Genomic DNA, 25414 nt, shown 5'->3' with positions numbered 1-25414 from the left:
TGTTTCCATAGAACTCCTTTATTTTATAAGCATTTTCCGCAATCGCTGCAGCCGTTGCAGATCAGTTTGCTGCCACAGGTCTCGCAGTTTGTACGGAAATGTGGCACATAGAGATCTTCCTGCGGGATGGGGTAGCCCCAGTCGTCCACGAGGTCAAAACGGATGGGCCTTCCCTGAAAATTCATACCGGATTTATAAGCCATCCGGCTTTGCAGCTGCTTGCTGGGCAGGTGGTAGCGTTTACCGTCTTTGATGAACACGGTGCCGGTCTCGATAAAGCAGAAGGTCACGTTGGCATCCACGCATTCCTGCCGGAGAGACTTGACCCAATCAAAATTGCAGGGGCGGGCACCATCATAGTTTTCGCCGCCGCAGATGACCTGCTCGATTTGCCCGGCGGTAAGGTACTGCCGGATGCTCACCGGTCCGATGAAGGGCGCGCACATGATGCCCTTGTGCTTGAAGGGCAGGTCAAACAGAATGGGAATGCGTTCATCGGCGCGGCGCTGATTTTCACAGGTGACGTTGAAAAAGATGTTGTCCCAACCGCTACCCCAGTCCGGCGGCAGGCACTCCCGTACCCGCTGCGGCCGTTTGGTGAGCAGAAAAAACACCACATCGCTGCGCTGGCGCATGATGTCCCACGCCTCAGCCCGCCACGGGTCGGCTTCTTCCAAGAAGAAATCCGAGGTCATGCAGACCCGGATCTGCTCACCACTCTGGATTTTGTAGTGTCCGGTGCGGTCTTTCTGGAGCGGATAGGAAAAGCCGCTTTTCGTTTTGTAGATCTCGACTCCGTTCTGGTCCCGCATCCGGTCGAGAAAATACATGTAGCAGTTCTGGCAGCCCTCGCTGCACTTGACGCAGCCGTGCCATGGATTCCAGATGTCGTGCAGGAAGCTCACCTTCTTTCGGTACCTATTATTATAATAGCTGCGCGGACAGGAAACAAGAGCACCCCCTTGCACCGCCCCGCCGGATGTGATAGGATGAAGAAAACCACATGAGGGAGGAACTACCATGCCGTTTCTGATGATCCGCAACGACATCACCAAAGTGGCGGCGGATGCCATTGTCAACCCGGCCAACCGGAACCTTTTGCAGGGCAGCGGCACCAGCCGTGCCATCTATCAGGCGGCAGGGGAGCAGGAGCTGACCGCTTCCTGTGAAGCCATCGGCCGCTGCGATTTGGGCAGAGCCGTGTGTACCCCGGCGTTCGGTTTGCCCGCAAAATATATTTTCCATGCAGTCTGCCCGGCGTGGCACGGCGGCGGGTTCGGTGAAGCAGAACAATTAGCCAGTGCCTACCACTCCGCATTGGAATTAGCCGCAAAGTACCACTGCGAGAGCGTGGCCTTTCCGCTGCTGTCCAGCGGGAACTACGGCTACCCCAAGGAACAAGCCTTCCGCATTGCGGTGGACACCATCACGCAGTACGTTATGGAGCACGACCTGACCGTGTATTTGGTGCTTTACGACCGGGACTCGCTGGCCGTGAGCCGGAAGCTGTTCGCCTCGGTGGAGGAGTACATTGACGACCACTATGTAGCACAGAACGACGAAAGCTACGGATTTGGCCGTCGGCGCAGGGAATTGTCAGAGCGGCGGAGGCTTCTGGAAGAAGATGCTGCCCTGCCGATGCTAGGTGCAGTTCCGGCACCCGCCGCGGCACCCAGGACAGCCCGCAGTCTGGAAAGCCTGATGGATAATCTCGGTGAAAGCTTCACCACCCGGCTGCTGCGGCTCATTGACGAGCGGGGGCTGAAAGACTCCACCGTGTACAAGCAGTCCAACATCTCCCGGCAGCATTTCTCCAAAATTCAGTGCAACCGCGAGTATAACCCTAAAAAGAAAACCGTGCTGGCCTTTGCGGTGGGGCTGCACCTGTCCGAAGATGAAACCATCGACCTGCTCAAGAGCGCGGGCTATGCCTTTTCGGATGGCTCCAAGCGGGACTGGATCGTGCGGTACTGTCTGGAACACAAAATCTATAACATCAATCAGGTCAATACGCTGCTGTTTGAATACGATCAGGAGCAGCTGGGTGCGTGATTTGTCGCCTGCCCGTTGACCTTTTGCCCGCCGGTTTGTGGTATCCTCTTGTCAGAAAGACGGAACACCACAAAACGGAGGGCATTTATTATGAAGAAAAATCTCACCGAGCTTGTTTTTATCCTTGACCGCAGCGGCTCCATGGGCGGACTGGAACCGGACACCATAGACGGGTTCAACGCCATGCTGACCCGGCAGAAGGAGCAGGAGGGCGAGGCCAACGTGACCACCATCCTGTTCGACCATGAGGTGCAGCTGCTGCACGACCGTTTTCCGCTGAAGGCTGTTGCGCCGCTGACCGAAAAGGACTACTACGTCCGGGGCTGCACGGCGCTGCTGGATGCCATCGGTTACGGCGTGGAGAAGATGACGAACATTCAGCGCCATCTGCCGGAGAGCGAGCGCGCCGAAAAGGTCATCTTTGTCATCACCACGGACGGCTTGGAAAACGCCAGCAAACGGTTTAGCTATGAGAAGATCCGCCGGATGATCGAGCGGGAAAAAGAGCAGTACGGCTGGGAGTTCCTGTTCCTCGGTGCCAACATGGACGCCGTGAAGGAAGCTGCCCGCTTCGGCATCGGGGCAGACCGGGCGGTGCGGTTCGAGAATGATGCGCAGGGCGTGGCAATCAATTACCATGTGGTCAGCGAAACGGTCTGCCAAATGCGGCAGGCAGCCTGCCCGGCATCTGTCGGCGCAGAGTGGAAAGAGGAAATCGAAGCCGACTTCCAGAAGCGGCATCAGGAGTAAAGGAGAAAACAGCCATGTTGGGAGCAATTTTGGGTGACATCGTGGGCAGTCCCTATGAATTTGACCACAACAATTACAAGCACAAGGATTTCCCCCTGCTGAGCGAAAAATCGCACTTCACCGATGATACGGTCATGGCCGTTGCGGTGGCACGGGGATTGATTGCAGGTAAAGGCATCCCGGAGAGAACATTTGAAGAAACAAAGAGCGAGATGCGCATTTGGGGAGAAACATACCCTCATGCCGGTTACGGCGGGATGTTCCGCCGGTGGCTGCACGCAGAAAATCCGAAGCCCTATGGTAGTTTCGGCAACGGCTCGGCTATGCGGGTGTCAGCAGCGGGCTGGCTGTTCGATACGCTAGACAAAACGCTGGAAATGGCAAAAGTGACCGCTGAAGTCACCCACAACCACCCGGAGGGCATCAAAGGCGCACAGGCCACGGCGGCAGCGATTTTTCTGGCACGCACCGGCCACAGCAAGCAGGAGATCCGGCAGTATGTGGAGCAGACCTTTGGCTACGATTTGAGCCGCACCTGTGATGAAATTCGCCCGGGCTATCGCCATGTGGAGACCTGTCAGGAAACTGTGCCGGAAGCCATCATTGCTTTTCTGGAAAGTGTCAGTTTTGAGGATGCACTTCGCAATGCGGTCTCTCTGGGCGGCGACAGCGACACCCTTGCCTGCATCACCGGCGGCATTGCCGAAGCTTTTTACGGGATGCCGCAGGAACTGCGGGACGAGACTTTGAAACGTCTGCCGGAGGATATCCGGGAAGCATATGAACTGTTGTGCTTCATGATTGCCAAGATGATATAAAATACGATGATGCGGCTGAATCTCGAAAAGATTGCATAGGATTTTATAAAAGTATTATTCTTTCATGAATTTTAGCACTCTTCTATTGACACTGCTAATGAACGGCGCTATAACAGTAGCGTGCTCAGGAGGAAGGGCAAAAGGAGAGCCGCTAGGCTCCCCGGAAAGCCCTTCTGAATGGACGCTTCAGATTTTTTGCCCCGACCCGAACGCCGGGATTGGAGGAATGATTTATGCTTATGCCGACTGTTTTCCATGAAAATCTGTTCGATGATTTCTTCGATCCGTTCTGGAATGACGCTGCACTGGAACGTGCTATGAACCGTGAGGCTCGTGGCGCCTTTGGTAAGCGTGGTGCAAACATGATGAAGACCGATGTCAAACAGACGGACAATGGCTACGAAGTAGCTGTTGACCTGCCGGGCTGCAAGAAGGAAGACGTCCAGATGGAACTGGACGATGGCTACCTGACCATTCAGGCAGTGCGCAGCCACAGCAACGATGAAAAGGATAAGAAAGGCCGCTATCTGCGGCGCGAATCCTTCTCCGGCACCTGCGCGCGCAGTTTCTACGTGGGCGATGTGAAGAAGGAAGACATCCACGCAAAGTTCGAGGATGGTGTCCTGCACATCGAGCTGCCTGCTCCTCAGCAGACGAAGGCTTTGCCTGAGAACCCGAAGCTGATTGCAATCGAGTAAAACGCCGGTCATGTGCGCCAAGGCACAACGCACATAAAGTGGCCCCGGAGAGCTGTAACAAGCCCTCCGGGGCCATTTTTGTTCCTGGCATCTTTTCCGCAGCGGCAAGGCGTGGTAGAATAAGGGCAGAACCAATCCACAGGTGAGAAAATCGAACTTCAGAGAGAGGAGATGTTTCTATGCGGTCTGATGAGCTGAAACACCGGATATCGGCAGGCAGAGGAGATACTTTGGCTGATCTGGTTTTGAAAAATGCCAGAATCATCAATGTGTTTACCGATGAGATCGACACCGCTGACATTGCCATCAGCGGAAATTCGATCGTGGGTGTGGGTGCGTATCACGGCCGGAAAGAAGTTGATCTGCACGGCAAATATGTCTGCCCGGGCCTGATCGATGGGCATATCCACATCGAAAGCTCCATGCTCTGTGGTCCGGCTTTCGAGCAGGCAGTGCTGCCCCACGGTACCACTGCGGTGGTCACAGACCCACACGAGATCTCGAACGTTGCGGGGCTGGAAGGCTTGGATTTTATGCTGGAAACGACAAAAAATCTGACCCTTTCGATTTATTTCATGCTGCCCTCCTGTGTGCCGGCCACGGATCTGGATGAATCCGGTGCGGTGCTGAACGCAGAACAGCTCCGGCCTTACTACGGCAATCCCCGCGTGCTGGGGCTTGCGGAACTGATGAATGCCTATGGAACGGTGCGCTGTGACCCGAAAATTCTGCAGAAGATCCGCGACTGTACCGAAGCGGGAAAGATCGTGGATGGACACGCACCGCTCTTGAGCGATAAGGAACTGAATGCTTATATTGCGGCAGGCGTTCAGTCCGATCACGAGTGCTCCAACATTGAGGAAGCCATGGAAAAACTCCGGCTCGGACAATATATCATGATCCGGGAAGGAACGGCTGCCAAAAATATGGAGGCCCTGATGCCGCTGTTCCGGGAGCCTTATTGCAGCCGCTGCATGTTGGTGACGGATGATAAGCACCCCGGTGACCTGCTGGACGGCGGACACATCGATTCCAACATCCGTAAAGCGATCCGGTTGGGGGCGGATCCGGCAGTGGCCGTCAAAATGGCGACGCTGGTCCCGGCACAGTATTTTGGATTCAAGCAGCACGGTGCCGTAGCACCGGGGTACCGGGCAGATCTGGTTGTGGTTCCTGATCTGGAATCCTTTACGGTCGAACAGGTTTACAAGAATGGCACGCTGGTGGCCGAGCACGGAAAAATGCTGAAACCCGCACCGCTTGACATCGACCGTGTGAGATTTTCCCACGTTATGGATTCCTTTGATCTGGATGAGATCACACTGCAGGACCTGGAACTTCGGGAAAGCGGGGAGCAGGAGCGTGTCATCTGCCTGAACCGGGGCGAGCTGCTTACAGAGGAAAAAATTATCCCGTTCCAACGGCATCCGGGCAAAGCTCCCGGTGTGGACCCGGAACACAACGTCGTAAAACTGGCCGTTTTTGAGCGGCATCATCACTCCGGCCATGTGGGCATTGGCTTTTTAGGAAACTTCAGCCTGAAATGCGGAGCCGTTGCATCGAGCATCGCACATGATTCCCATAACCTGATTGTGGCAGGGGACAACGATACCGATATGATGCTGGCCGGCAACACTGTGCGGAAAAACAAAGGCGGACTTGCGTTTGTGGCAGATGGACAGGTCGTGGCAGAACTTGCGCTTCCGGTGGCCGGATTGATGAGCACCGAAAGCGCAGAGAGCGTTGCGGCGAAAATGCAGGCGCTGAACGATGCCCTCAAGGCACATGGTGTAGCGGAAGATATCAGCATCTTTATGACCCTCGCCTTCGTCAGCCTTCCGGTCATTCCAAAACTCAGACTGAATACATACGGCATCATCGATGTAGCGCAGCAGAAAGTTGTTCCGGCTGTTTTTTAATAGGCGATAACAAAAATACTGCCGGAGATCGACCTGAATGGTCCGTCTCCGGCAACAGGACAGTTCGTTCCTACTCTTAGAAGCGAGCCACATCAAGAGAAAAATTGACGAAAATTCTTATTTGATAAATCGTAAGTTGGAGGGATAGATTTCTATGATTATCAGATATGCAGAAGAGAAAAATTTTATAGAATTGCGACAGTTTTATGACGATATGTGTAAAGTTTTGAGCGGAAAAGATTTTCTGCCGGAGGGAGATAAAGGTGGTTTCCCTCCAGATGAAATGATCAAAGATGCAATCAAAGAGAGAAATCAGTTTATCGGTATTGAAGATGGTCGAATTGTTGCGGCGTATATTATGAATCATGATCGTGATGAGGCGTATCACGCAGTTAAATGGCTTATTGATGCAAATGATAACGAGACAGTAGTTCTTCATGCCTTGCGTGTCCTTCCGGAATATGGAGGTCATGGATACTCGAAGCAGTTAGTTCAACACGCAATAGACACAGCAAGGGAAAGAAACCTTAAATCAATTCGTCTTGATTGCATAGAGGGAAATGATATTCCACAGAAAATGTATATGTCGTTTGGATTTAAGTATGTGGATAAGGTTGAAATCACATATGTTGATATTGGAGTACCGAGGAAGTTCCTCTTATATGAGTTTGTACTCTAATCAAGACATAATAACAGTTATATCTTGAACATTGTACAAACAAATTCGCGTTTATCAAGGTGAACATTTAAGTATTAAAAACGGGAGTGAAAACAAATGATGACCATTGCACAGATCATGGAAAAGATGATCGCCTTTTCCGAAGGGAATATCCATGACATCACGCACCTGAGCTGCGTGTGGACCTATGCCAAAACCATTGGTGAGCTGGAGGGGCTGGACGCAGACACGCAGTTTATTCTGGAGGTGGCGGCCATCACCCACGATATCGCCTGCCCGCTCTGCCGCAAAAAGTACGGTAACACCAATGGTAAATATCAGGAGCAGGAGGGTGCCCCGCTGGTGCGGGAGTTCTTGGCGGATACCGGCATGACAGCAGAACAGATCGACCGTGTGGCCTATCTGGTAGGGCACCACCATAGTCCGGCGCAGATCGACGGCATTGACTATCAGATTCTGATTGAGGCAGATTATATCGTCAATGCGTCCGAAAGCGGGTACGACCAGCAGGCAATCCGAACCTTTATGGAACATACGATGAAGACGGCAGCAGGTATCCGGCTGACGAAAACAGTGTTTGGAGTGTAAAAATGATTCAGAAGCATTGCTTTGAATGCGGTACGGCATTGATTGAAAAAGAACTGGAAGAAGAGGGCATTGTGCCTTATTGCCCGAAATGCCAGCAATACCGGTTCCCGATGTACAATGTGGCAGTCAGCATGATTGTTGTGGATGAGGAAACCGGGAAAATTCTGCTCATCCAGCAGTACGGCAAGCCTTCTTATATTCTGGTGGCTGGATATGTGAACCGCGGTGAGGCAGAAGAACACGCCGTGGTGCGGGAAGTCCGGGAAGAAACCGGGTTGGAAGTAGAGCACCTCCGGTTCAACCGTACCTATATCAGATCAGCACAGGGGATTATCTCCCGGATGAAGATCGATTACTGCCAAACCACTTTTATCGGCATGGCGATGTTTTTATTGTGGGCGGTGAAGAACCAAGACCGGGACTTCCGGCAGAGCGACTTCCCGGTGCTATGAAATGTCTTGTCGATTTTGCGAATGCCAATGACGGCATCAATGAGCTGCATAAGGCTGCCATTCTGCACTTTGCCTTTGCGTACTACCACCCCTATTTTGACGGGGATGGACGCACTGCACGGCTATTCCACCTCTGGTATCTTGTTCAGCAGGGCTATCCTGCGGCACTGTTCACGCCGTTTTCCCGATACATCGCTGAAAACAAGGGCGCATATTACAAAGCCTACGAACGCGTGGAGAGAAATGCTCTGATTTCCGGCTATACGGATGTGACTCCCTTTCTGTTCTACTTCTGCAATGAGGTCTATAACCGCCTGCAGGTGGATGCAGTCCCGCCGAAAACTGATCTTGAGGTATATCAAACTGCTCTTGCGGAAGGAAAAATCACAGAAAAAGAACGGCTGCTCTGGGAGTATGTTCTGTCTGCTTATGGTGCAGAGGAGTTTACCACAAAGCAGCTGGAAAAGGATTTCCGAAACGCTGCGTATGCAACCATTCGGACGTTTGTGATGAAATTCCATGAGATGGGGCTGCTTACTGCAAGAAAAGCAGGAAACAGGGTGTTCTATCGTGTCGGTGGGACTTCTGACGGTCGGCCATTATAATGAATCCAGAAGGAGAACGTTATGAAAACGATTCGTGTTGTGGCCGCTGTGATCTGCGATTCCATGCAGGCAAAACGCAAAATCTACGCTACCGCCCGCGGCTATGGTGACTACAAAGGTCAATGGGAGTTTCCGGGCGGCAAAATCGAGCCGGGTGAAACCCCGCAGCAGGCTCTGAAGCGGGAAATCGAAGAAGAACTGGACACGGAAATCGCCGTGGAGGATTTAATTGGTACAATCGAGTACGATTATCCGGTGTTTCATCTTTCCATGGACTGCTTCTGGTGTGAAGTGGTTTCCGGCGATCTTGTTCTGAAAGAAGCGGAAGCTGCACGATGGCTGACAAAAGATGACATTGATTCCGTTCCGTGGCTTCCGGCGGATCAGACCATTTTGGATGCCATTAGAAGCTCAATGCAGCCAGTGAAACTACTCCATACCAGCGAATATGACAACGAATCTCTGCAGAGATGCTGAGGATTCCCGGAATGAAAGATGAACTGCGCCGTCCTATGATGCTGCTGGTGAAAGCCGCTATTCCGAAAAAATCGTAAAACAGAGGCCTCCGAATCTTTTCCTAATAAGAAAGAGATTCGGAGGCTTTTATTGGTTGATTTAGCTAACAGTCGTGTCGAAAGACATCCCGTCTGAGGGCAAAGCGAAGGTTTTGCTCTTCAGGCGGGATTTTTTTGCTTTTTGGGACTGTTGTATGCCAGCAAGGCTGAAATGCTCCGCATTGATATGGCTTTGCTGGTCAGTCTGGCTCTGAACGTTCTGAGCGGAAACCGCAGCGAATAGCGGACAACCAGTAACCCGTAAAAATGAGGTGATAGCGATGTAATCGGAGGTGAGTGAGCCATGCGAAAGAGCGCCCCCATTGAAGTGGTGGTACATTACCCCAAAACGAAAGAGGGATGGGACGAACTCGGAAAACGGGTCGCAACCGCCCACGCCAACTATGTGATCGAAAAAATCGACCGTCTGAACTGCCCCACATGGCAGAAGCTCGAATTGCTGCAGGCGGTGATCGATACTACCAAAGGAACTTACAAACCCAAGGAACACCAAAAGCCCGGCTGGCAGCCGAGCCGATAAACAAAGCCCCACGCTCAACATATGCTTTTCTGCTCTGACCAGAGATGGTCAGATTCAGAGGCAGTGTTGAGCGTGGGGCTTTTTGTGTTACATAAGTTTTTGGAATTTTGCGGACAAAAAAATCATTGATTGTTGGCGGCCAATATGGTATTCTTCTTGTGAGGGAAGGTGAAGTGCATGAATCGTCGCAGCGTGAAAATTATGAGAAGAAAAGCAGGGGGAACAGCAGGAAAGAATGCAGAAAAGTATTCGGTCAATCTCCCGGCAGTGTGGCTTCGTGCGATGGGAATCCAGAAAGATAACCGGGTAGAACTTTCTTTTGACGGTGAAAAAATCACCGTCCGACCGCTTGCATCAACAGACTCGGAACTGTTCCGCAGAAATGCAGAACAGAAAGGACATCAGCTGAAAGAATATCGGTATTATGACGGAGATACGTTGTGTACCGTGATTTTGGCAGATTTTACAGCAGAGCAGATCTGCATCGAAAACAAAGTTGACGAAATACTGGATACTGCGTTTGGTGTGAACGAAACGCCCTCATGGGAAGACTTCCTGGCCTTTCTGGCAGACCGATGCATTCCGAAAACACGAAAGGGCTTGGATTACTATCTGGATGCTGTTGGCGTTCCGGAATATGACCCGGTTCTGCTTGTTGAAAAGACGCAGGGAAGAATGGCGGAGGATCACAAATGGCTGGAAATTATTTGACGCTGCATATTACCCCAAACAGTTCCGCTTTTTGCTGAAAGAGCGTATCGAAACCGTCCTGATGGAGCAGCAGAAAAAGCTTTTTGAAAAGTAAAAGCTCTTGCGTCCCGTGAAAAAAGAAGGTAATATAAATACAGAGCAAGACGCAGAACGCAGGGAGGGATGAAAACCATGTTTTACGAGATCATGCACCGGGAAAGCTGTGTGGCACAACTCAGCACGACAGGGGAATGCAGGGTCTGCCTCGAGGACTTCATGCCCTATGATCTGGTTCTGGTGGAATCGGATGATTTTGACGAGCGCATCAATAATGTAACGAACTTTTACTATTGGTGCGCCTCCCGGATGTTGACGTTGGATCGCACCTACGCCAAGGAAATCCTGAACAGTATCGGTGCATCTCAGAGTGTTACGGACAGGGAACGAGCACAGATTGCATTATCCTACCATTGTCTGTCTTTGCTGGATGTGTTCTGGGTGAAAGAAGAAAACGAGAAGATTCGATTCGAGGATATCAACCTTTTTGCACACTCCTTAAGCAATGCGCTTGTGGATATTGCGCTGCGGGGGCACCAAATGACGGTGACAAACGCCCATCTTCTGGCAAATGACCTGTCTACGGGCGGCTTGTACCCCAAGGCGTGGGTGCGCAAAGAGGATGGCTTCTATCTTTACAAGGATGGCGGCAGGGATGCGGTGGAACGTGAAGTGCTGGCAAGCAAAATCTGCCGGTGCTTTGACTGCCATCAGGTACTGTATGAGCAGGGGATGTTTGAAAATGAGCCGGTTTCTATCAGCAAAATCATGACATCTCAGCGATACAGTCTTGTGACCTATGCAGCCTATGACGTCTACTGCACGAACCGTGATTGGAACACGCTGGATAAGATCTTAGAGCTGGATGCTCCCAGCTACTATATGATGAACATTCTGGATTATCTGGTGGGCAATACTGACCGTCATTGGGAAAACTGGGGTCTGTTGGTAGACAACGAAACCAATCAGCCCATCCGTCTGCATGACCTGATGGACTTCAACCGGGCGTTTCAGCAGTACGACACGCCAGAAGGCGCAAACTGTCTGACCGTGGGAAAACGCCATCTGAGCCAAAAAGATGCTGCAGTGGAAGCGGTGCGGAACATCGGACTGAACCAAGTCCGTCAGGTGGAGCACACCGTATTCTCCGGGCATCCGGCATGGAAAGCAACGTTTGAAGAACGACTGTGTGTTTTACGGAACGCCATGTAAGTCAGAGCGAATATCAGAATAATTGAAACAGAATGATTCCATAACGAAAGCCCGTCTGCGCTGCCACATATCGTGGCTTGCAGACGAGCTTTTTCGTTTGACCGGAGAAAAATTGCCATACCTCACATGCGAAGCATAGATGGAAAATCGGAACCAAGGTTTTCCACCAGATGGCAAAAGCACTTCTGACTGACGGTCTTTTGTCCGTTTTCCCAGCAGCGGATGCTTGTCCGGCTGACCTTTGCATGGTCGGCAAGCTGCTGACGGCTCCAGCCTTTTGCCTCCCGGTATCTGCGGAGGAAGGCTCCTCCGCCCCGGTGCAGAAACAGGGTGTAGTCGTCCAGAATGTCCTCCACCGGGATGCCGTAAAGGGCGGCGAGCTTGTCCGCAAGTTCCGGCGTAAAGCTGCGGTGAAATGTGCCGCTTTCCAGATCCCGATAGAGCCATTCCTCCATGCCAACCATGGCAGCAACCTCTTTTTGCAGCAGGTCAAGACCATAGCGGCACCAACGCAGACGGTCCCATGGGTTCGGGATGTCGGCGTAAGAGTGGTACATACGGTAGAACGCCCGCGCCTCTACGGTGGTGCGGGGGCCTGCCAAACTTACCTGCAAGATGTATAGAGGGGTTAGATCACAACCCTCACATGACACCCTCTGAAGCAGAAAAAAGGAACCGCTCTCTCGGCTCCAAAAAAACCATTTTGACGTAGATGCGTCATTGTGTGAAAGAGGTGGATTCTCTTTTCCATCCCAAAGTGCGCTGGGGAGAGGATAGCATTTTCAATGCAGCGGCTTGCATAAGTGGAAAACCGCGCCTTGCGTGTGGCATCAAAGGTATCTACCGCTTTCATCAGCCCGATGGTGCCGATGGAAACAAGATCCTCCTGATCGCCCGGCAGGGCGTAATATTTTTTTACGATGTGCGCCACCAGCCGCAGATTGTGGCGGATCAGCTTTTCCCGGGCGGCGGCATCCCCGGCGCGCAGGGCGCTGAAGGCGGCGGCTTCCTCCCGGGCTGTGAGCGGACGCGGAAAGCAGCCGCTTTCCAGATGAAGCGCCAGAAACAGAAATTTTGTGGCGAAAAATTGCAGTAAGGTCAGCAGCACACGATATCCCTCCCGGTACATAGTTGTTAGATTGTATGAGCCGGGGCGCGGATAGTTGCCGGAGAAGCCTTTTGTGCGCGGTATCTTTTCCGCAGGGAAAAAGCGTGGTATACTGAGGGGGATAACTCGGAATTTGCGGGGGAGAGAGAATACGATATGAATTTAAAATATAAGAGAGCAACGCTTGAAGATATCGATATATTGACAGAAACAAGAATAGAGGTGTTAAGAGCGGCTAATAAACTTTCTGCTGATACTGATATGAGTGAAGTTGAAAGACGAACCTATAATTATTATCAAAAAGCTCTTTGTGACGGCTCTCATATTGCATATTTGATTTTTGATGAAAATCGTTTTGTAGGGGCTGGTGGTGTTAGTTTTTTTCAAGTAATGCCAACTTACCACAATCCAAATGGAAACAAGGCTTATATCATGAATATGTATACTGATCCTGAATATCGAAGACTGGGAATTGCTTATAAAACATTAGATATGCTGATTAGAGACACTAAAAGCAAGGGGATTACAGCTATTTCATTAGAAGCAACTGAGATGGGGCGTCCATTGTATGAAAAATATGGGTTTGTGAAAATGAACGATGAGATGGAATTACCAGAGTGACAACTTCCCATTTATCGAGTGACGAAAACAATACATCCTTCTGCGGGCAACCCCAAAACGGTTGTCCGCTCTTTTTATGCCAGCGCATCTTGTCGGGGGGAAAACTGCCCAGCGGAACCGTCTGCGGGTAGCGTATGGAGAAATCAATGGGTCAACAGCTCAAAATGATTCCGTTTGGTGACCAGCAGCCCTTCCTTTTGCAGCTTGGAAAGCTCCACCGACATGGCGGCACGCTCCACGCAGAGAAAATCCGCCAGCTGCTGACGGTCAAAGGGAATGTCAAAGGAGAGGGACGACTGCCGGATGGACTCGGCGGACAGGTAGGACAGCAGCTTTTCCCGGGTGGTGCGCTTGCTGACATGGGTGATCTTCTCGTTGAAGAGCAATATTTTGTTTGCCAGAACGCTGACCAGATTGCGGATGAGCTTCTGGTGATGGTCGCAGGCGGTGGGGCAGGCGGTGAGCAGCCGCTTCACGTTCAGCAGCAGAATTTCGCAATCCTCCTCTGCCACCACGCTGATGTTCAGGATGGCACCGGGGGTGGCGGCGTAAGGCTCGCCGAAAAAGTCCCCGGTATTGCACTTGGACAGGATGTTGCGGTGTCCCCAAAGATCCTCCTGGATCACAAGGGTGGAACCGGACAACATAAGCCCCATGACCTCCGTGGAATCTCCGGCACGGAAAATGTAGGAGCCCCGGGGGCGGGTGATTTTCACTGCACTGACACAGTGCAGGATGGACAAAATCTCATCGTCGGTAAGCCCGGTAAAAAAGGGGCAGTTCCGCAGAACAGGCAGATATTTTTGCATAAATGCTCTCCTTGTTGGAATTCAAACATACAAGATGGCTTTAGTATACTATAATAAACCTGCAAATGCAAAAAACACCCACAACAGGAGAGTATAGATATGATTCGGAAGATCATCCATATTGACGAAGAAAAATGCAACGGCTGCGGCTTGTGCGCAACCGCCTGCCATGAGGGAGCCATTGATATTATCAACGGCAAGGCAAAGCTGGTGCGGGAAAATTTCTGCGATGGCTTTGGAGACTGCCTGCCGGGTTGCCCTACCGGTGCTATCACCTTTGAGGAGCGGGAAGCCCCCGCTTACGATGAGGCGGCGGTGCAGGAGAACAAAAAGAAAAAGGAATTGCAGGAGAAGATGAAGCACCTGCACGAGGGCGGCTGCCCCGGCTCCCGGATGCGGATGCTGGAACAGCCGGAGACCGCTGCCGAAAGCGCAGCTTCTGCCCCCGTGCAGCCGGTCTCCCGCCTGCGCAACTGGCCGGTGCAGATCAAGCTGGCACCTGTCCATGCGCCCTACTTTGCAGGCGCAAAGCTCCTGATCGCAGCGGACTGCACGGCATACGCCTACGCAAATTTCCATCAGGAGTTTATGCGGGGCAAGGTGACTCTCATCGGCTGCCCGAAGCTGGATGCTGTGGATTACAGCGAAAAGCTCACCGAGATTATTCGCAATAACGACATCCAGAGCGTGACCATCCTCCGCATGGAGGTGCCCTGCTGCGGCGGCTTGGAAATGGCAGCAAAAAAGGCACTGCAGACCAGCGGAAAGTTCATTCCGTGGCAGGTGGTAACCATCTCCATTGACGGAAAAATTCTGGATTAAACGAAAGAGAGAACCTCAAGATGGAACGTAAAATGTTTTGCTTTCAATGCGAGCAGACGGCAGCCTGCTCCGGCTGCACCGGAAAAGCGGGGGTGTGCGGCAAGACTGCCAATGTTGCACAGCTTCAGGATGAACTGACTGGCGCTCTGGTTGGACTGTCCAGAGCCACGGACGGCGGGATGCAGGCAACGCCGGAGGTCTGGCATCTGATGATCGAAGGACTTTTCACCACGGTCACCAATGTGAACTTCAACGAAAAAACGATTCAGGAACTGATCGGCCGGGTACATGCCGAAAAGGCGCGGCTGGCACCCGACTGCGCAGGCTGCGCTGCCCCCTGCGGACGCACCAGCGACTATGATATGAATCTGCTTTGGAGCGCCGATGAGGATATCCGAAGCCTGAAGTCTCTTATTCTGTTTGGCGTGCGCGGCATGGCAGCGTATGCACATCACGCCTTGGTCTTGGGGTATACCGATGACGAGGTGAACCGCTTCTTTGCAAAGGCGCTCTTCGCCATTGGCGAGGACTGGGGCATGGAGGAACTGCTGCCTATCGTGATGGAGGTTGGCGAGAAAAACCTCAAGTGCATGGCGCTTCTGGATAAGGCCAACACCGAAAGCTACGGAATGCCCGTGCCTGTTACCGTTCCGCTGACCGTGGAAAAGGGACCGTTCATCGTCGTCTCCGGCCATGACCTCCACGACCTGAAGCTGCTGCTGGAGCAGACTGAGGGGAAAGGCATCAACATCTACACCCATGGCGAAATGCTCCCCGCTCACGGCTATCCTGAATTGAAAAAGTATTCCCACCTCAAGGGCAATTTCGGCACGGCTTGGCAGAACCAGCAAAAGGAGTTTGCGGAGCTTCCCGCACCGGTGCTGTTCACCACCAACTGTCTGATGCCGCCCAAAGCAAGCTATGCCGACAGGGTGTTCACCACGTCGGTGGTATCTTACCCCGAAATGACGCACATCGGAGCAGACAAGGACTTTACCCCGGTGATTGAAAAGGCTTTGGAGCTGGGCGGTTATTCCGAGGATAGATCCTTCACCGGCATCAACGGCGGCAGCACCGTCACGACTGGCTTTGCCCGTGGCACGGTACTTGGCGTGGCAGATCAGGTCATCGAGGCGGTCAAGTCCGGCGCGATCCGGCACTTCTTTCTGGTTGCCGGCTGCGACGGCGCACGCCCCGGCCGAAACTACTACACAGAGTTTGTAAAGCAGACACCTGCCGACACCGTAGTGCTGACCCTTGCCTGCGGCAAATACCGCTTCAACGACCTTGACCTCGGCACCATCGGCGGTCTGCCCCGCCTGATGGATGTCGGACAGTGCAACGATGCTTACAGCGCCATCCAGATCGCTGTTGCCCTTGCGGATGCTTTCGGCTGCGGTGTGAATGACCTGCCGCTGTCCATGGTGCTTTCCTGGTACGAGCAGAAGGCTGTGTGCATTCTGCTGACGCTGCTGTATCTGGGTATTAAGAATATCCGCCTTGGCCCCACGCTGCCGGCATTCATTTCGCCGAACATCCTTAACTTTCTGGTAGAAAACTATGGCATCGCGCCGATCACAACGCCGGAAGAAGATTTGAAAGCATTGTTGAAATGATAATGATGACCATTGCACAGATCATGGAAAAGATGATCGCCTTTTCCGAGGGAAACATTCACGATATCACACACCTGAGCTGCGTGTGGACCTATGCCAAAACCATCGGTGAGTTGGAAGGGCTGGATGCAGAAACCCAGTTTATTCTGGAGGTGGCGGCAATCACCCACGACATCGCCTGTCCGCTCTGCCGCAAGAAATACGGCAACACCAACGGCAGCTATCAGGAGCAGGAGGGCGACCCGCTGGTGCGGGCGTTTCTGGCGGATACCGGCATGACGGCGGCACAAATTGATAGGGTGGCTTATCTGGTGGGGCACCACCACAGCCCGGAGCAGATCGACGGCATCGACTACCAGATCCTGATCGAAGCGGATTATATCGTCAATGCATCCGAAAGCGGGTACAGCCAGCAGGCGATCCGATCTTTTATGGAACATACCATGAAAACGGCGGCAGGCATCCGGCTGACAAAAACGGTGTTTGGAGTATAACGGAAAAGCTTGCTGTAAAACACGAAAAAATAGATTCCATAGCGAGTGACCTGAAAAAGGCCGCTCGCTTTTTTGTTTACAACTGTTTTTACACAGCCAACGTCTGGCAGGACTTGAAATAACAATGCAGGAGGGTATATGTCCCGTGTTGGCCGCTGTATTGACAACGGCTCGATGGAAGGCTTCTGGGGAATCCTGAAGCGTGAGTGCTATTATGGGCATACTTTTACAAGCCGAGAACAGCTCATTTCCACGATTGAAAACTATATTGACTACTACAACAACCGCCGTTACCAGCACAGACTGTTCATCCAGACTCCCATGCAGGCTCATGTCAGTGCCATGAATCGGGTAGCTTAACTGGCTGGTTATACAAAAAATTCGCCGTTCCTTTGGTGAAACGGCGAATAAAATCTTATATTATTTTTATTGTCTACTTGACAGAGTGCACCTCAGAAACAAAAGATTTTTGCAAGTGCGATAAAAAACGTTTATAACTCCGGCGTTCTATGTTATACTGGTGCTATACACCGCAGAAAGGGAAATCCTTCGCCATGAACGACCATCAATTGCTGTGCTTTTTAACGGTGCAGCGCACGCTGAACTTTACTGCCGCCGCAAAGGAGCTGTACTGCACCCAGCCTGCACTCAGCTACCAGATCCGAAGTCTGGAAAAAGAGCTGGGCTTGCCCCTGTTCGAGCGCAGCACCACCCGGGTGGTGCTGACGGCGGCAGGCCGCGCCTTTGTGCCCCACGCAGAGCAGCTGTACCGAGGCATTCTGAATGCCCGCACCGCGCTGAAGGGCTTTTCTGACGGCCGCACCCTTACCCTGCGCCTGCCGCCGGTGCTGCTGCAGCGGGATCCCATCTACCCGGTGCTGATGGAGCGGCTGCATACTGCGCTGCCGGGATACGAGTTCCAGGTGGACACCACCCCGCCGCTGCTGAACGCCCATCTGATGCTCTGCACGGAGGCAGATGCAGCTGTGCTTCTGCCCTTCAGCCCGGCGCAACCGGAGGTGGAGCGCACCCCCATCATGCACAACACCTTTTATCTGGCGCTTGCGCCGGAGCATCCGCTTTACCCCCGCGACAGCCTGCAGCTGGCCGGCCTTGCAGGGCAGCGGGTGTACTACGAGCCGCTGTATCAGGAGATCGTGGAATATGCAAGTGTCCAGCCCGGAATGCCGTTTTCTACCATGGAATGGTGCAGCGTGGAAAACTACGCCCATGTCTACACCGAGCTGCTGGCCGGGCGGGGGATGTTCTTGTTCCCTGTGCGCTACCCTTCCTACCCGGCAGCGTGGTACCGGCAGGTATGGTTGCCTCTGCCAGACACAGTTCTGCTGACCTTGCGGGATGATCCCCGTCCGGAGATCCTCACCCTGCGTCAGGTGTTCACCGAGGTTTACGGGGAGAGGATAAAAGCATTACTTCCATAGAACAGATGGAAAATGTACACATCTTTCTGTAAAATGACCTCAGACGAAGCAAAACACACCTCGGGAGGAAAACTCTATGTCTGATACACGAAAAAAGGCAACCATGCCGCAGGTGCTGGCTGACATAAAGCCCTATCTCACAAAAAGATTCCTCTCAGAGCCGATCATCGACGATAAGAACCTTCCGGTGATCTGTCAGACGCTTCTGTGCCGATACAGCAACGTAAAGCTTGTGCAGGGCGTGACCAACAATAAGCCGAATCTGCGGCTCCGGGTGGAGGGGGTGCTTTCCACGAAAGAGCGCAGCTTTGAGGTGGTGCACACCGGAGGCAAGAAGAAGGACGACCTGCGTTGGATCGACCGGTTGGAAGAAATGGATGCGGCGCTGTAAGCGGACGAGGTGCGAGGAATGAACTTCTGGAAAAAGCTGTTTGCCGGCATGGGCTTTGTGTGCGGCTTTCTGGTCTTTGAGACCATGTCGCTGGCGTACCACAACTCCAGCCGCCGCCATAAAAACCGCAAGGGGCGCTGCCGACGCAACAGTTTTTGGGACACGCTTACCCGGTACATGATCTTTGCGTGGCTCTACGATGGTGTGAAGAAAAGCCGGGAACAGGTGGGCAGACGGTACTACCGCCGCACCGGGAACGAGTTCCGACCGTCCTACGATTCCGGCACAAGAAGCAATCCCTCTGAACCTGCAAAAGCCGCCCCGAAAACCGCAGATGCAGCACAGCCCAAAAAGCAGCGGTCGCCTCCATCTGCGCCGAAAACGACAGCAAAGACCGCATCGGCATCCACGGCAGATAGGCTGAAAGCCCCGGCTGCGGAGGCAAAACCGCCCTGCGAAACAACGGTGAAAGCTGCCGCTGCACCGAAAAAGCCTTTGCCGGACGCTGTACCGGATACCGAAAACCTACCTGTCCCAGAGCCAAAAACACCGCAGGAGGTGGAGGCGGAGCGTCAGCAGATGCTTGCCCGGCTGCGCACCGAGCTGCGGGAGCAGGTCTGTGCCATCCATGCAGACGTGACCCTGCCGCCTGACAGGGAGCAGGGAAGCGAGGCAACGGAGCAGAAGCTGCACATTCTGCTGTACCAGACCGATGTACCAGAGGCGGAGCTGAGCGCCGCCCTGTCCGACCTGCGCACCCAGCGCAGGCGGGAAAAAGCCCAGTATCAGGGCGCACCCTTTGCGGATGTGTTTCAGGTGGAGCTGATTTTATCAGAGGAGGACAGCGACCGGGCCTGCATCGTGGATGTAGGGGACACCGGCATGAGCTATGTGATTCCGTGGAGCAGCATCCCGCAGGAACTTCAACAGCCGCTGCGCCGCTATGTGGCACAGGCAGACGGAAAGCTCTGCGGCTATTGCAGAGAGAACCTCTGCAATACCGAAAACGGACGGATGATCGTGGAGCTGTATCTGGGCAAGCAGGAACATCACGTTTCAAGGATCTTGTATTGAAATAGCTGCACAACCGCAGCTATTGGGTTGAAAATAAGGCTGAAGCCCCAATTGCTCCAGCCAACGTCAGAGTTTCTTAATTGTCCATCAAAAATACGTTGGTACGTTTTACAATGTGACAATTCAAAAAACAAAGGAGAGGTGTTTTGCTATGATTTACAAAAAGCAATACGGTCAACCGTTTGATACCGAAAGTGTAGTGGGTTCTTTTTTGCCCATGATGGAAACGATACCCTATCTGACCAAGGAGCCGGATGGTTTCTCCTATGCCATGGAGCCGCAGGATGTCTTGTATGGTCTTGGCGAAAACGTCCGTGGTATCAACAAGCGCGGGTGGGTGTACGAAAGCAAATGCTCCGATGACGGCAACCATACCGAGGGCAAATCCTCGCTGTACGGTGCTTATAATTTTATGATCGTGTCCGGCAAGGATACATTTGGCTTTTTTATCGACTACCCGGGCAAGGTCACCTTTGACTGCGGCTACACCGACCTGGATACCTTACGGGTCACGGTGGCCGAGGAAAATTACGATTTTTACATCATTGAGGGCGAGAGCCTGACCGATATTGTGCACCAGTTCCGCCAGTTGGTGGGGCGCAGTTATATTCCGCCCAAATGGGCTTTTGGCAACGCCCAGAGCCGCTGGAGCTACATGAACGAGGACGAGGTCCGTGAGGTGGTGGCAAATTACCGTGCCAATCATATGCCGCTGGACGCTGTGGTTCTGGATATTGATTACATGGAGCGTTACAAGGACTTTACGGTGGATGCGCAGCGCTTCCCGCGTTTTGCAGACTTTGCCGCCGAGATGAAAGCACAGGGCATCCATCTTGTCCCCATCATCGATGCAGGAGTCAAAATCGAAGATGGATATGATGTGTACGAGGAGGGCGTGAAAAACGGCTACTTCTGCACGAATCAGGATGGCACCCCCTTTGTAGCCGGTGTGTGGCCGGGACGGGTACACTTCCCCGATATGCTCAACCCGGAAGCCCGTGCTTGGTTTGGCAGTCAATATAAAGTTCTGCTGGATCAGGGAATCGAGGGCTTCTGGAATGATATGAACGAGCCTGCTATCTTCTACGCAGAGGAAAGACTGAAAAAGACCTTTGCTCAAATTGAGAAATACAGCAAGCAAAACCTGGATATTTCCAGCTTTGGTGCTTTTACCGGCATGGTGGCAGAGCTTTCCAACAACGAAAACGATTATAAGCTGTTCTACCACAACACCAAACAGGGGCGTATGCGGCACGACAAGGTACATAATCTTTTTGGTTATAACATGACCCGTGCGGCAGGCGAGGCTTTCGAGCGGCTGGAGCCGGACAAGCGCATTTTGATATACTCCCGTTCTGCCTGCATCGGGATGCACCGGTATGGCGGCATCTGGACTGGCGACAACCATTCTTGGTGGAGCCACATTCTGCTTGCGCTGCACATGATGCCCTCCCTGAATATGTGCGGCTTCCTGTACGAAGGCCCCGACATTGGCGGCTTTGGCAGCAATACCACGGAGGATCTGGTGCTGCGCTGGTACGGCTTGGGCATCTTCTCTCCGCTGCTGCGGAACCACTCTGCCAAGGATACCCGCCGGCAGGAGCCCTACCGCTTTAAGAACAAGGCCGCCTTTGCCGGTATTTTACAGCTGCGCTACCTGCTGCTGCCCTACATTTACAGCGAGTACATGAAGGCTGCTCTGCACGACGAGATGTACTGTATGCCGTTGGCGTTCGCCTTCCCGGAGGACGACTTTGCCCGCCGGGTGGAGGATGAGGTGATGATCGGTGAAAGCCTGTTGATCGCCCCGGTATATGAGCAAAACGCCCGGGGGCGTTATGTTTACCTGCCGGAGGAGATGCTGCAAGTGCGGGTGAAGTGCAGCGAAAGCAACCGCATCGAAACCAGCGTGCTGCCGGCAGGCCATCATTACATTCCGGTGGAGCTGGATGAAGTGGTGTTCTTTATGCGCAAGGGACACCTTCTGCCCCTTGCCAAGGACGGCAAAAAGATCCAGAGCGTTGCCGATGTGGATTTTGCAGATCTGCGCCTGCTTGCCTATGCTCCCGATGGTGCCTCCTATGAATACTATACCGATGACGGCGAGACAAAGGATTACGACAAGTCGGAGCATTTTGTGCATATCACGCTGGATGCGGATGGAAACGCAAAGAGCGATCGTGCTACGGTCAAAGTAGAAGGATAATCGTCAGTCATTACGCAGTTTTTACAGAGTGACAGCGTTTCAGCTTGAAATGCTGCCACTCTTTTTTGTTGTCTATATCACAGATAAAATAGCCATTCCATCTTGAAAACAGCGTAAAGATTTATTATAATAAGATAAATAGTTGTAAGTCTTGCAAAGGAGCTGTGAGGAATGAATCGGAACTGCCGCCGTAAAACAGAAAAGGTCTATGTGAAAGTGACTTCTGATTTTGACGCAACCGGCTATATGCAGCCCCGGCAGATCACATGGGGCGATGGTCGGGCGTATCCCATCGAGCAGGTGCGGGACTTTCGCCCTGCAAATACCATTGCCGATATGCCCGGCGACTGTTATACTGTAATGGTAAAGGGGCAGGAACGGCACCTGTTTTTCGAGCGTTCCGACCCACGGTTTCCGTCTCGGTTCGGCAGATGGTTCGTAGAGGTGGAAACTCAATAACACAAAGGAGGGCTGAATCATGGCAGCGCAGCGCACCTATCTGGCAATCGACCTGAAAAGCTTCTATGCCTCGGTGGAGTGCGTAGACCGCCATCTGGACCCCCTGACCACCAATCTGGTGGTGGCGGATGCCGCCCGCACCGAGAAAACCATCTGCCTTGCGGTGTCGCCCTCCCTGAAAGCCTACAAGATACCCGGCAGAGCACGGCTGTTTGAAGCCGTTCAGCGGGTGAAAGAGGTCAACGCTCAGCGGCTGCAAACTGCCATCCGGCAGCACAAGGCAGTCCGGGGAGAGGATGGCAAGTACCACTTTGCCAGCACCTCTTTTGATGCCAATGCCCTGAACGCAGACCCGGCGCTGGGGCTGAGCTACATCGTTGCGCCGCCCCGGATGCAGCGGTATCTGGATGTGTCCACCCAAATCTACAAGACCTACCTCAAATATGTGTCCCCGGCAGATATTTACCCCTACTCCATCGACGAGGTTTTTATTGATGTGACGGGCTATCTGCCCTATTACCACATGAGCGCCCATGAACTTGCCATGACCATGGTGCGGGAGGTGCTGTACAACACCGGCATCACCGCAACGGCAGGCATCGGCACCAACCTCTACCTTGCAAAGCTGGCCATGGACATTGTGGCAAAGCACATCCCGGCAGACAAAGATGGTGTCCGCATTGCAGAGCTGGACGAGCAGTCCTATCGGTATCTGCTGTGGAACCACCGCCCTTTGACGGATTTCTGGATGACCGGTCCCGGCACCGTCAAGCGGCTGGAAGCCCACGGCATTTATACGATGGGGGACTTGGCGCGGTTTTCTATCCATGGAGAAGATCGGCTGTATGAGATTTTCGGCGTGGATGCGGAAATCCTCATCGACCACGCATGGGGCTATGAGCCATGCGGCATGGAACAAATCAAAAGCTACAAGCCCAGCACCAACAGCATCAGTGAGGGACAGGTGCTGACCTGTCCCTACCCCAACGATAAGGCAAAGCTCATCGTCCGGGAGATGGCGGAGATTCTGATGTTCCGGCTCACGGAAAAGAAGCTGGTGGCGGAATCCATCACCTTGGAGGTGGGCTACGACCGGGAGAACGTGGATAAGGGCGGCTACCGTGGTCTGACCCAGACCGACCGCTATGGCAGAACCATCCCCAAGGCAGCTCACGGCACTATCCGGTTTGATGCGCCCACCAATCTGGGCAGCACCCTTATCAACGAAAGCGCAAAGCTGTTTGAGCGCATCACCGACCCGGCGCTGACGGTGCGACGCATTACCCTCAATGCCAACAAGGTCACGCCGGACGAGGGCATCTATCAGGTGGACTTTTTTACCGACACCAAGAAGCTGGAAAAGGAGAAAAAACTCCAGCAAGCCATGCTGGGCATCAAGAACAAGTACGGCAAAAATGCTGTACTGAAAGCCAGCAGCTACGAAGAAGGTGCCACCATGCGCCAGCGCAATGCACAGATCGGTGGTCACAGCGCAGGAGGTTCGGATGGAAAACTGCAAAAATAGCAAGATCGGACAAGAGACCGCCCAAAAGTACGGGGACATCATAGAGATGGAACGCCCCCAGACCGAAGAATCCCTCCGCAAGCACCCCCGCATGACTTTACAGAACCGGGCAAAGATTTTCTCTCCCTTTGCAGCCTTGCGTGGTTATGATGAGCAGCTTGCCGCAGAAAAACAGCGCACCGAGCGGGTGACCAAGCGCATTTTGACCGAGGAAGAAATGTCGGCTCTATCCGATCGGCTGATGCAGGTCACCAAGGGCATGACCATCACGGTGCGGTACTTCAAGGAGGACACCGCCCACCCGGAGGTTCCAGCAGTGGGTAACTACATCACACTGACCGGAAAAGCAGACCGCATCGACCCGGTGTTCCGCACCTTGCAGGTGGGCGACACCGTGGTGCCCTTTGAAGATCTGGTGGAAATCAGCGGGGAGGGCATCATGGAGATCGACCAATATCTCGGCATCTCAGAGGATTGAATGCAAAAAGACCATCAGCCGGAAACGGCTGATGGTCTTGCTTACTTATGGTGTATCGTTGGTAACTGCTTGACTTTGTTTCCGACTTTTTTGCGTTCCAGTGAGAACACCATGTCTGGAGTGCGTTCAAAGAATCCTATATCACGCCGCCAGCTTGTGCCGCATTTGCAATGGAACAGACCAATGAACCGCTGCTTCATTTTACGTCCGCAGTTCGGACAGATCCGTTTGCTGGCATCCATAAAAATTTACTGGAGTTTGGCAATAATTTCATCAGCGGACATACCGCAGGACAAAGTCTTTTTCTGTGACGAGGTTACATTGATAAAAAAATCCGGTGCTTTTGGAGCACCGGATTTTAAGAAGGTGGATTACGCTTTCCACAGACTGTGGAGGTTGCAGTAGGCGTAGACCGCCTCGACCTCATCGCCCTCGCAGAGAGCGAAGCAGACCTCCGGTTTTTCGCCGGGATGCAGTTTCTTACGCTGATTGCCCTGCTTGGTCTGGAGAGATACCCATTCGATGTAGTGCTCCGGCAGCATGGGGTGCTCCACGGAGCCGACCTTGACATGGACGATGCCGTTTTCCACTGTCCAGACAGGGACGTGCTTCTCCACGGCGGCGTCGGTGGTGCCGGGAACGATCTCGCTCATCGGCTCGCCGCAGCAGACGACAGGGACGCCTGCGTCCTTAACTTTGGCAATGATGTTACCGCAATGCTTGCAAATGTAAAACTTCTGCTCCATGATAATTC

General features: G+C 53.0%; 30 protein-coding genes. 25 read left to right on the top strand and 5 right to left on the bottom strand.

Translation table 11 applies throughout. The annotated features are described in order from the left end of the window. Window positions 1-23: 23 nt before the first annotated feature. Window positions 24-905 (bottom strand): DUF5131 family protein, encoded by an 882-nt coding sequence (locus ACXPUX_RS12985; protein ID WP_458828667.1) that lies wholly within the window; start codon window positions 903-905, stop codon window positions 24-26. A gap of 115 nt (window positions 906-1020) precedes the next feature. Here ACXPUX_RS12985 and ACXPUX_RS12980 point away from each other — a divergent pair, with 115 nt between their 5' ends. The 13 genes from ACXPUX_RS12980 to ACXPUX_RS12920 all read left to right on the top strand — a co-directional run bounded on the left by ACXPUX_RS12980 (window position 1021) and on the right by ACXPUX_RS12920 (window position 11615). Further along, window positions 1021-2052: a macro domain-containing protein gene (locus tag ACXPUX_RS12980; protein WP_458828666.1), complete on the top strand. Its 1032-nt coding sequence runs from the start codon at window positions 1021-1023 to the stop codon at window positions 2050-2052. A 90-nt stretch (window positions 2053-2142) separates the two neighbouring features. Beyond that, window positions 2143-2802 carry a vWA domain-containing protein gene (locus ACXPUX_RS12975; RefSeq protein WP_458828665.1) on the top strand — a complete coding sequence of 220 codons (660 nt, stop codon included), beginning with the start codon at window positions 2143-2145 and terminating at the stop codon, window positions 2800-2802. 14 nt (window positions 2803-2816) lie between these two features. Next, window positions 2817-3620, top strand: coding sequence for an ADP-ribosylglycohydrolase family protein (locus tag ACXPUX_RS12970; protein WP_458828664.1), 804 nt, complete (start codon window positions 2817-2819; stop codon window positions 3618-3620). A 233-nt stretch (window positions 3621-3853) separates the two neighbouring features. After that, window positions 3854-4318 (top strand): Hsp20/alpha crystallin family protein, encoded by a 465-nt coding sequence (locus ACXPUX_RS12965; RefSeq protein ID WP_458828663.1) that lies wholly within the window; start codon window positions 3854-3856, stop codon window positions 4316-4318. Window positions 4319-4548: 230 nt separating this feature from the next. Beyond that, window positions 4549-6237, top strand: a complete 1689-nt coding sequence (ade, locus tag ACXPUX_RS12960) for an adenine deaminase (protein ID WP_458828662.1) — start codon at window positions 4549-4551, stop codon at window positions 6235-6237. Window positions 6238-6391: 154 nt separating this feature from the next. Beyond that, the gene (locus ACXPUX_RS12955) at window positions 6392-6916 is read left to right on the top strand and encodes a GNAT family N-acetyltransferase (RefSeq protein WP_458828661.1); all 525 of its coding nucleotides are present in this window, start codon (window positions 6392-6394) and stop codon (window positions 6914-6916) included. Window positions 6917-7012: 96 nt separating this feature from the next. Beyond that, window positions 7013-7504: an HD domain-containing protein gene (locus ACXPUX_RS12950; protein WP_005922554.1), complete on the top strand. Its 492-nt coding sequence runs from the start codon at window positions 7013-7015 to the stop codon at window positions 7502-7504. 38 nt (window positions 7505-7542) lie between these two features. After that, window positions 7543-7956, top strand: a complete 414-nt coding sequence (locus ACXPUX_RS12945) for an NUDIX domain-containing protein (protein WP_458828660.1) — start codon at window positions 7543-7545, stop codon at window positions 7954-7956. Next, complete coding sequence (locus tag ACXPUX_RS12940) at window positions 7899-8561, top strand: Fic family protein (protein ID WP_458828659.1); 663 nt, start codon at window positions 7899-7901, stop codon at window positions 8559-8561. Before ACXPUX_RS12945 ends, ACXPUX_RS12940 begins: the two co-directional genes overlap by 58 nt. Before the next feature lie 21 nt (window positions 8562-8582). Beyond that, the gene (locus ACXPUX_RS12935; protein ID WP_458828658.1) at window positions 8583-9038 is read left to right on the top strand and encodes a (deoxy)nucleoside triphosphate pyrophosphohydrolase; all 456 of its coding nucleotides are present in this window, start codon (window positions 8583-8585) and stop codon (window positions 9036-9038) included. A 381-nt stretch (window positions 9039-9419) separates the two neighbouring features. Beyond that, window positions 9420-9656 (top strand): hypothetical protein, encoded by a 237-nt coding sequence (locus ACXPUX_RS12930; RefSeq protein WP_005922522.1) that lies wholly within the window; start codon window positions 9420-9422, stop codon window positions 9654-9656. Window positions 9657-9833: 177 nt separating this feature from the next. Next, complete coding sequence (locus ACXPUX_RS12925; protein WP_412620877.1) at window positions 9834-10367, top strand: AbrB/MazE/SpoVT family DNA-binding domain-containing protein; 534 nt, start codon at window positions 9834-9836, stop codon at window positions 10365-10367. 162 nt (window positions 10368-10529) lie between these two features. Then, window positions 10530-11615, top strand: a complete 1086-nt coding sequence (locus ACXPUX_RS12920; RefSeq protein ID WP_458828657.1) for a hypothetical protein — start codon at window positions 10530-10532, stop codon at window positions 11613-11615. A gap of 122 nt (window positions 11616-11737) precedes the next feature. Here ACXPUX_RS12920 and ACXPUX_RS12915 read toward each other — a convergent pair whose 3' ends face one another. Beyond that, entirely contained in the window at window positions 11738-12217 is a 480-nt protein-coding gene (locus ACXPUX_RS12915) for a helix-turn-helix domain-containing protein (protein WP_458828656.1), read from the bottom strand. Window positions 12218-12243: 26 nt separating this feature from the next. Then, a complete protein-coding gene (locus ACXPUX_RS12910; RefSeq protein WP_458828655.1) occupies window positions 12244-12723 on the bottom strand; it encodes a sigma-70 family RNA polymerase sigma factor in 480 nt (159 codons plus the stop codon). 156 nt (window positions 12724-12879) lie between these two features. Here ACXPUX_RS12910 and ACXPUX_RS12905 point away from each other — a divergent pair, with 156 nt between their 5' ends. Beyond that, window positions 12880-13344, top strand: coding sequence for a GNAT family N-acetyltransferase (locus tag ACXPUX_RS12905; protein WP_458828654.1), 465 nt, complete (start codon window positions 12880-12882; stop codon window positions 13342-13344). A 143-nt stretch (window positions 13345-13487) separates the two neighbouring features. Here ACXPUX_RS12905 and ACXPUX_RS12900 read toward each other — a convergent pair whose 3' ends face one another. Next, entirely contained in the window at window positions 13488-14153 is a 666-nt protein-coding gene (locus ACXPUX_RS12900; protein ID WP_458828653.1) for a Crp/Fnr family transcriptional regulator, read from the bottom strand. A gap of 99 nt (window positions 14154-14252) precedes the next feature. Here ACXPUX_RS12900 and ACXPUX_RS12895 point away from each other — a divergent pair, with 99 nt between their 5' ends. The 11 genes from ACXPUX_RS12895 (at window position 14253) to ACXPUX_RS12845 (ending at window position 24660) form a co-directional block, all read left to right on the top strand. After that, the gene (locus ACXPUX_RS12895) at window positions 14253-14975 is read left to right on the top strand and encodes an ATP-binding protein (protein ID WP_458828652.1); all 723 of its coding nucleotides are present in this window, start codon (window positions 14253-14255) and stop codon (window positions 14973-14975) included. A gap of 20 nt (window positions 14976-14995) precedes the next feature. Continuing rightward, window positions 14996-16591 (top strand): hydroxylamine reductase, encoded by a 1596-nt coding sequence (gene hcp / locus ACXPUX_RS12890; RefSeq protein WP_458828651.1) that lies wholly within the window; start codon window positions 14996-14998, stop codon window positions 16589-16591. After that, window positions 16588-17085 (top strand): HD domain-containing protein, encoded by a 498-nt coding sequence (locus ACXPUX_RS12885; protein ID WP_458828650.1) that lies wholly within the window; start codon window positions 16588-16590, stop codon window positions 17083-17085. The genes hcp and ACXPUX_RS12885 overlap by 4 nt, the downstream gene beginning before the upstream one ends. A 138-nt stretch (window positions 17086-17223) precedes the next feature. Continuing rightward, window positions 17224-17445 carry an IS3 family transposase gene (locus ACXPUX_RS12880; RefSeq protein WP_458828649.1) on the top strand — a complete coding sequence of 74 codons (222 nt, stop codon included), beginning with the start codon at window positions 17224-17226 and terminating at the stop codon, window positions 17443-17445. Window positions 17446-17639: 194 nt separating this feature from the next. Next, entirely contained in the window at window positions 17640-18527 is an 888-nt protein-coding gene (locus ACXPUX_RS12875) for a LysR family transcriptional regulator (RefSeq protein WP_458828648.1), read from the top strand. Window positions 18528-18603: 76 nt separating this feature from the next. After that, window positions 18604-18918 carry a hypothetical protein gene (locus tag ACXPUX_RS12870; protein WP_458828647.1) on the top strand — a complete coding sequence of 105 codons (315 nt, stop codon included), beginning with the start codon at window positions 18604-18606 and terminating at the stop codon, window positions 18916-18918. 18 nt (window positions 18919-18936) lie between these two features. Beyond that, complete coding sequence (locus tag ACXPUX_RS12865) at window positions 18937-19992, top strand: hypothetical protein (RefSeq protein ID WP_458828646.1); 1056 nt, start codon at window positions 18937-18939, stop codon at window positions 19990-19992. 151 nt (window positions 19993-20143) lie between these two features. Further along, a complete protein-coding gene (locus tag ACXPUX_RS12860) occupies window positions 20144-22198 on the top strand; it encodes a TIM-barrel domain-containing protein (RefSeq protein WP_458828645.1) in 2055 nt (684 codons plus the stop codon). Between the two features lie 171 nt (window positions 22199-22369). Next, the gene (locus ACXPUX_RS12855; RefSeq protein ID WP_458828644.1) at window positions 22370-22657 is read left to right on the top strand and encodes a hypothetical protein; all 288 of its coding nucleotides are present in this window, start codon (window positions 22370-22372) and stop codon (window positions 22655-22657) included. Between the two features lie 19 nt (window positions 22658-22676). Next, entirely contained in the window at window positions 22677-24182 is a 1506-nt protein-coding gene (locus ACXPUX_RS12850) for a Y-family DNA polymerase (protein ID WP_458828643.1), read from the top strand. Next, window positions 24163-24660 (top strand): YolD-like family protein, encoded by a 498-nt coding sequence (locus ACXPUX_RS12845; RefSeq protein ID WP_458828642.1) that lies wholly within the window; start codon window positions 24163-24165, stop codon window positions 24658-24660. Before ACXPUX_RS12850 ends, ACXPUX_RS12845 begins: the two co-directional genes overlap by 20 nt. Window positions 24661-25031: 371 nt before the next feature. Here ACXPUX_RS12845 and ACXPUX_RS12840 read toward each other — a convergent pair whose 3' ends face one another. After that, a complete protein-coding gene (locus ACXPUX_RS12840) occupies window positions 25032-25406 on the bottom strand; it encodes a desulfoferrodoxin family protein (RefSeq protein ID WP_458828641.1) in 375 nt (124 codons plus the stop codon). Window positions 25407-25414 lie beyond the last annotated feature (8 nt).

This window comes from Faecalibacterium sp. PGM34, assembly GCF_054456555.1.
This window is presented reverse-complemented; position numbering and strand designations above follow the sequence as displayed.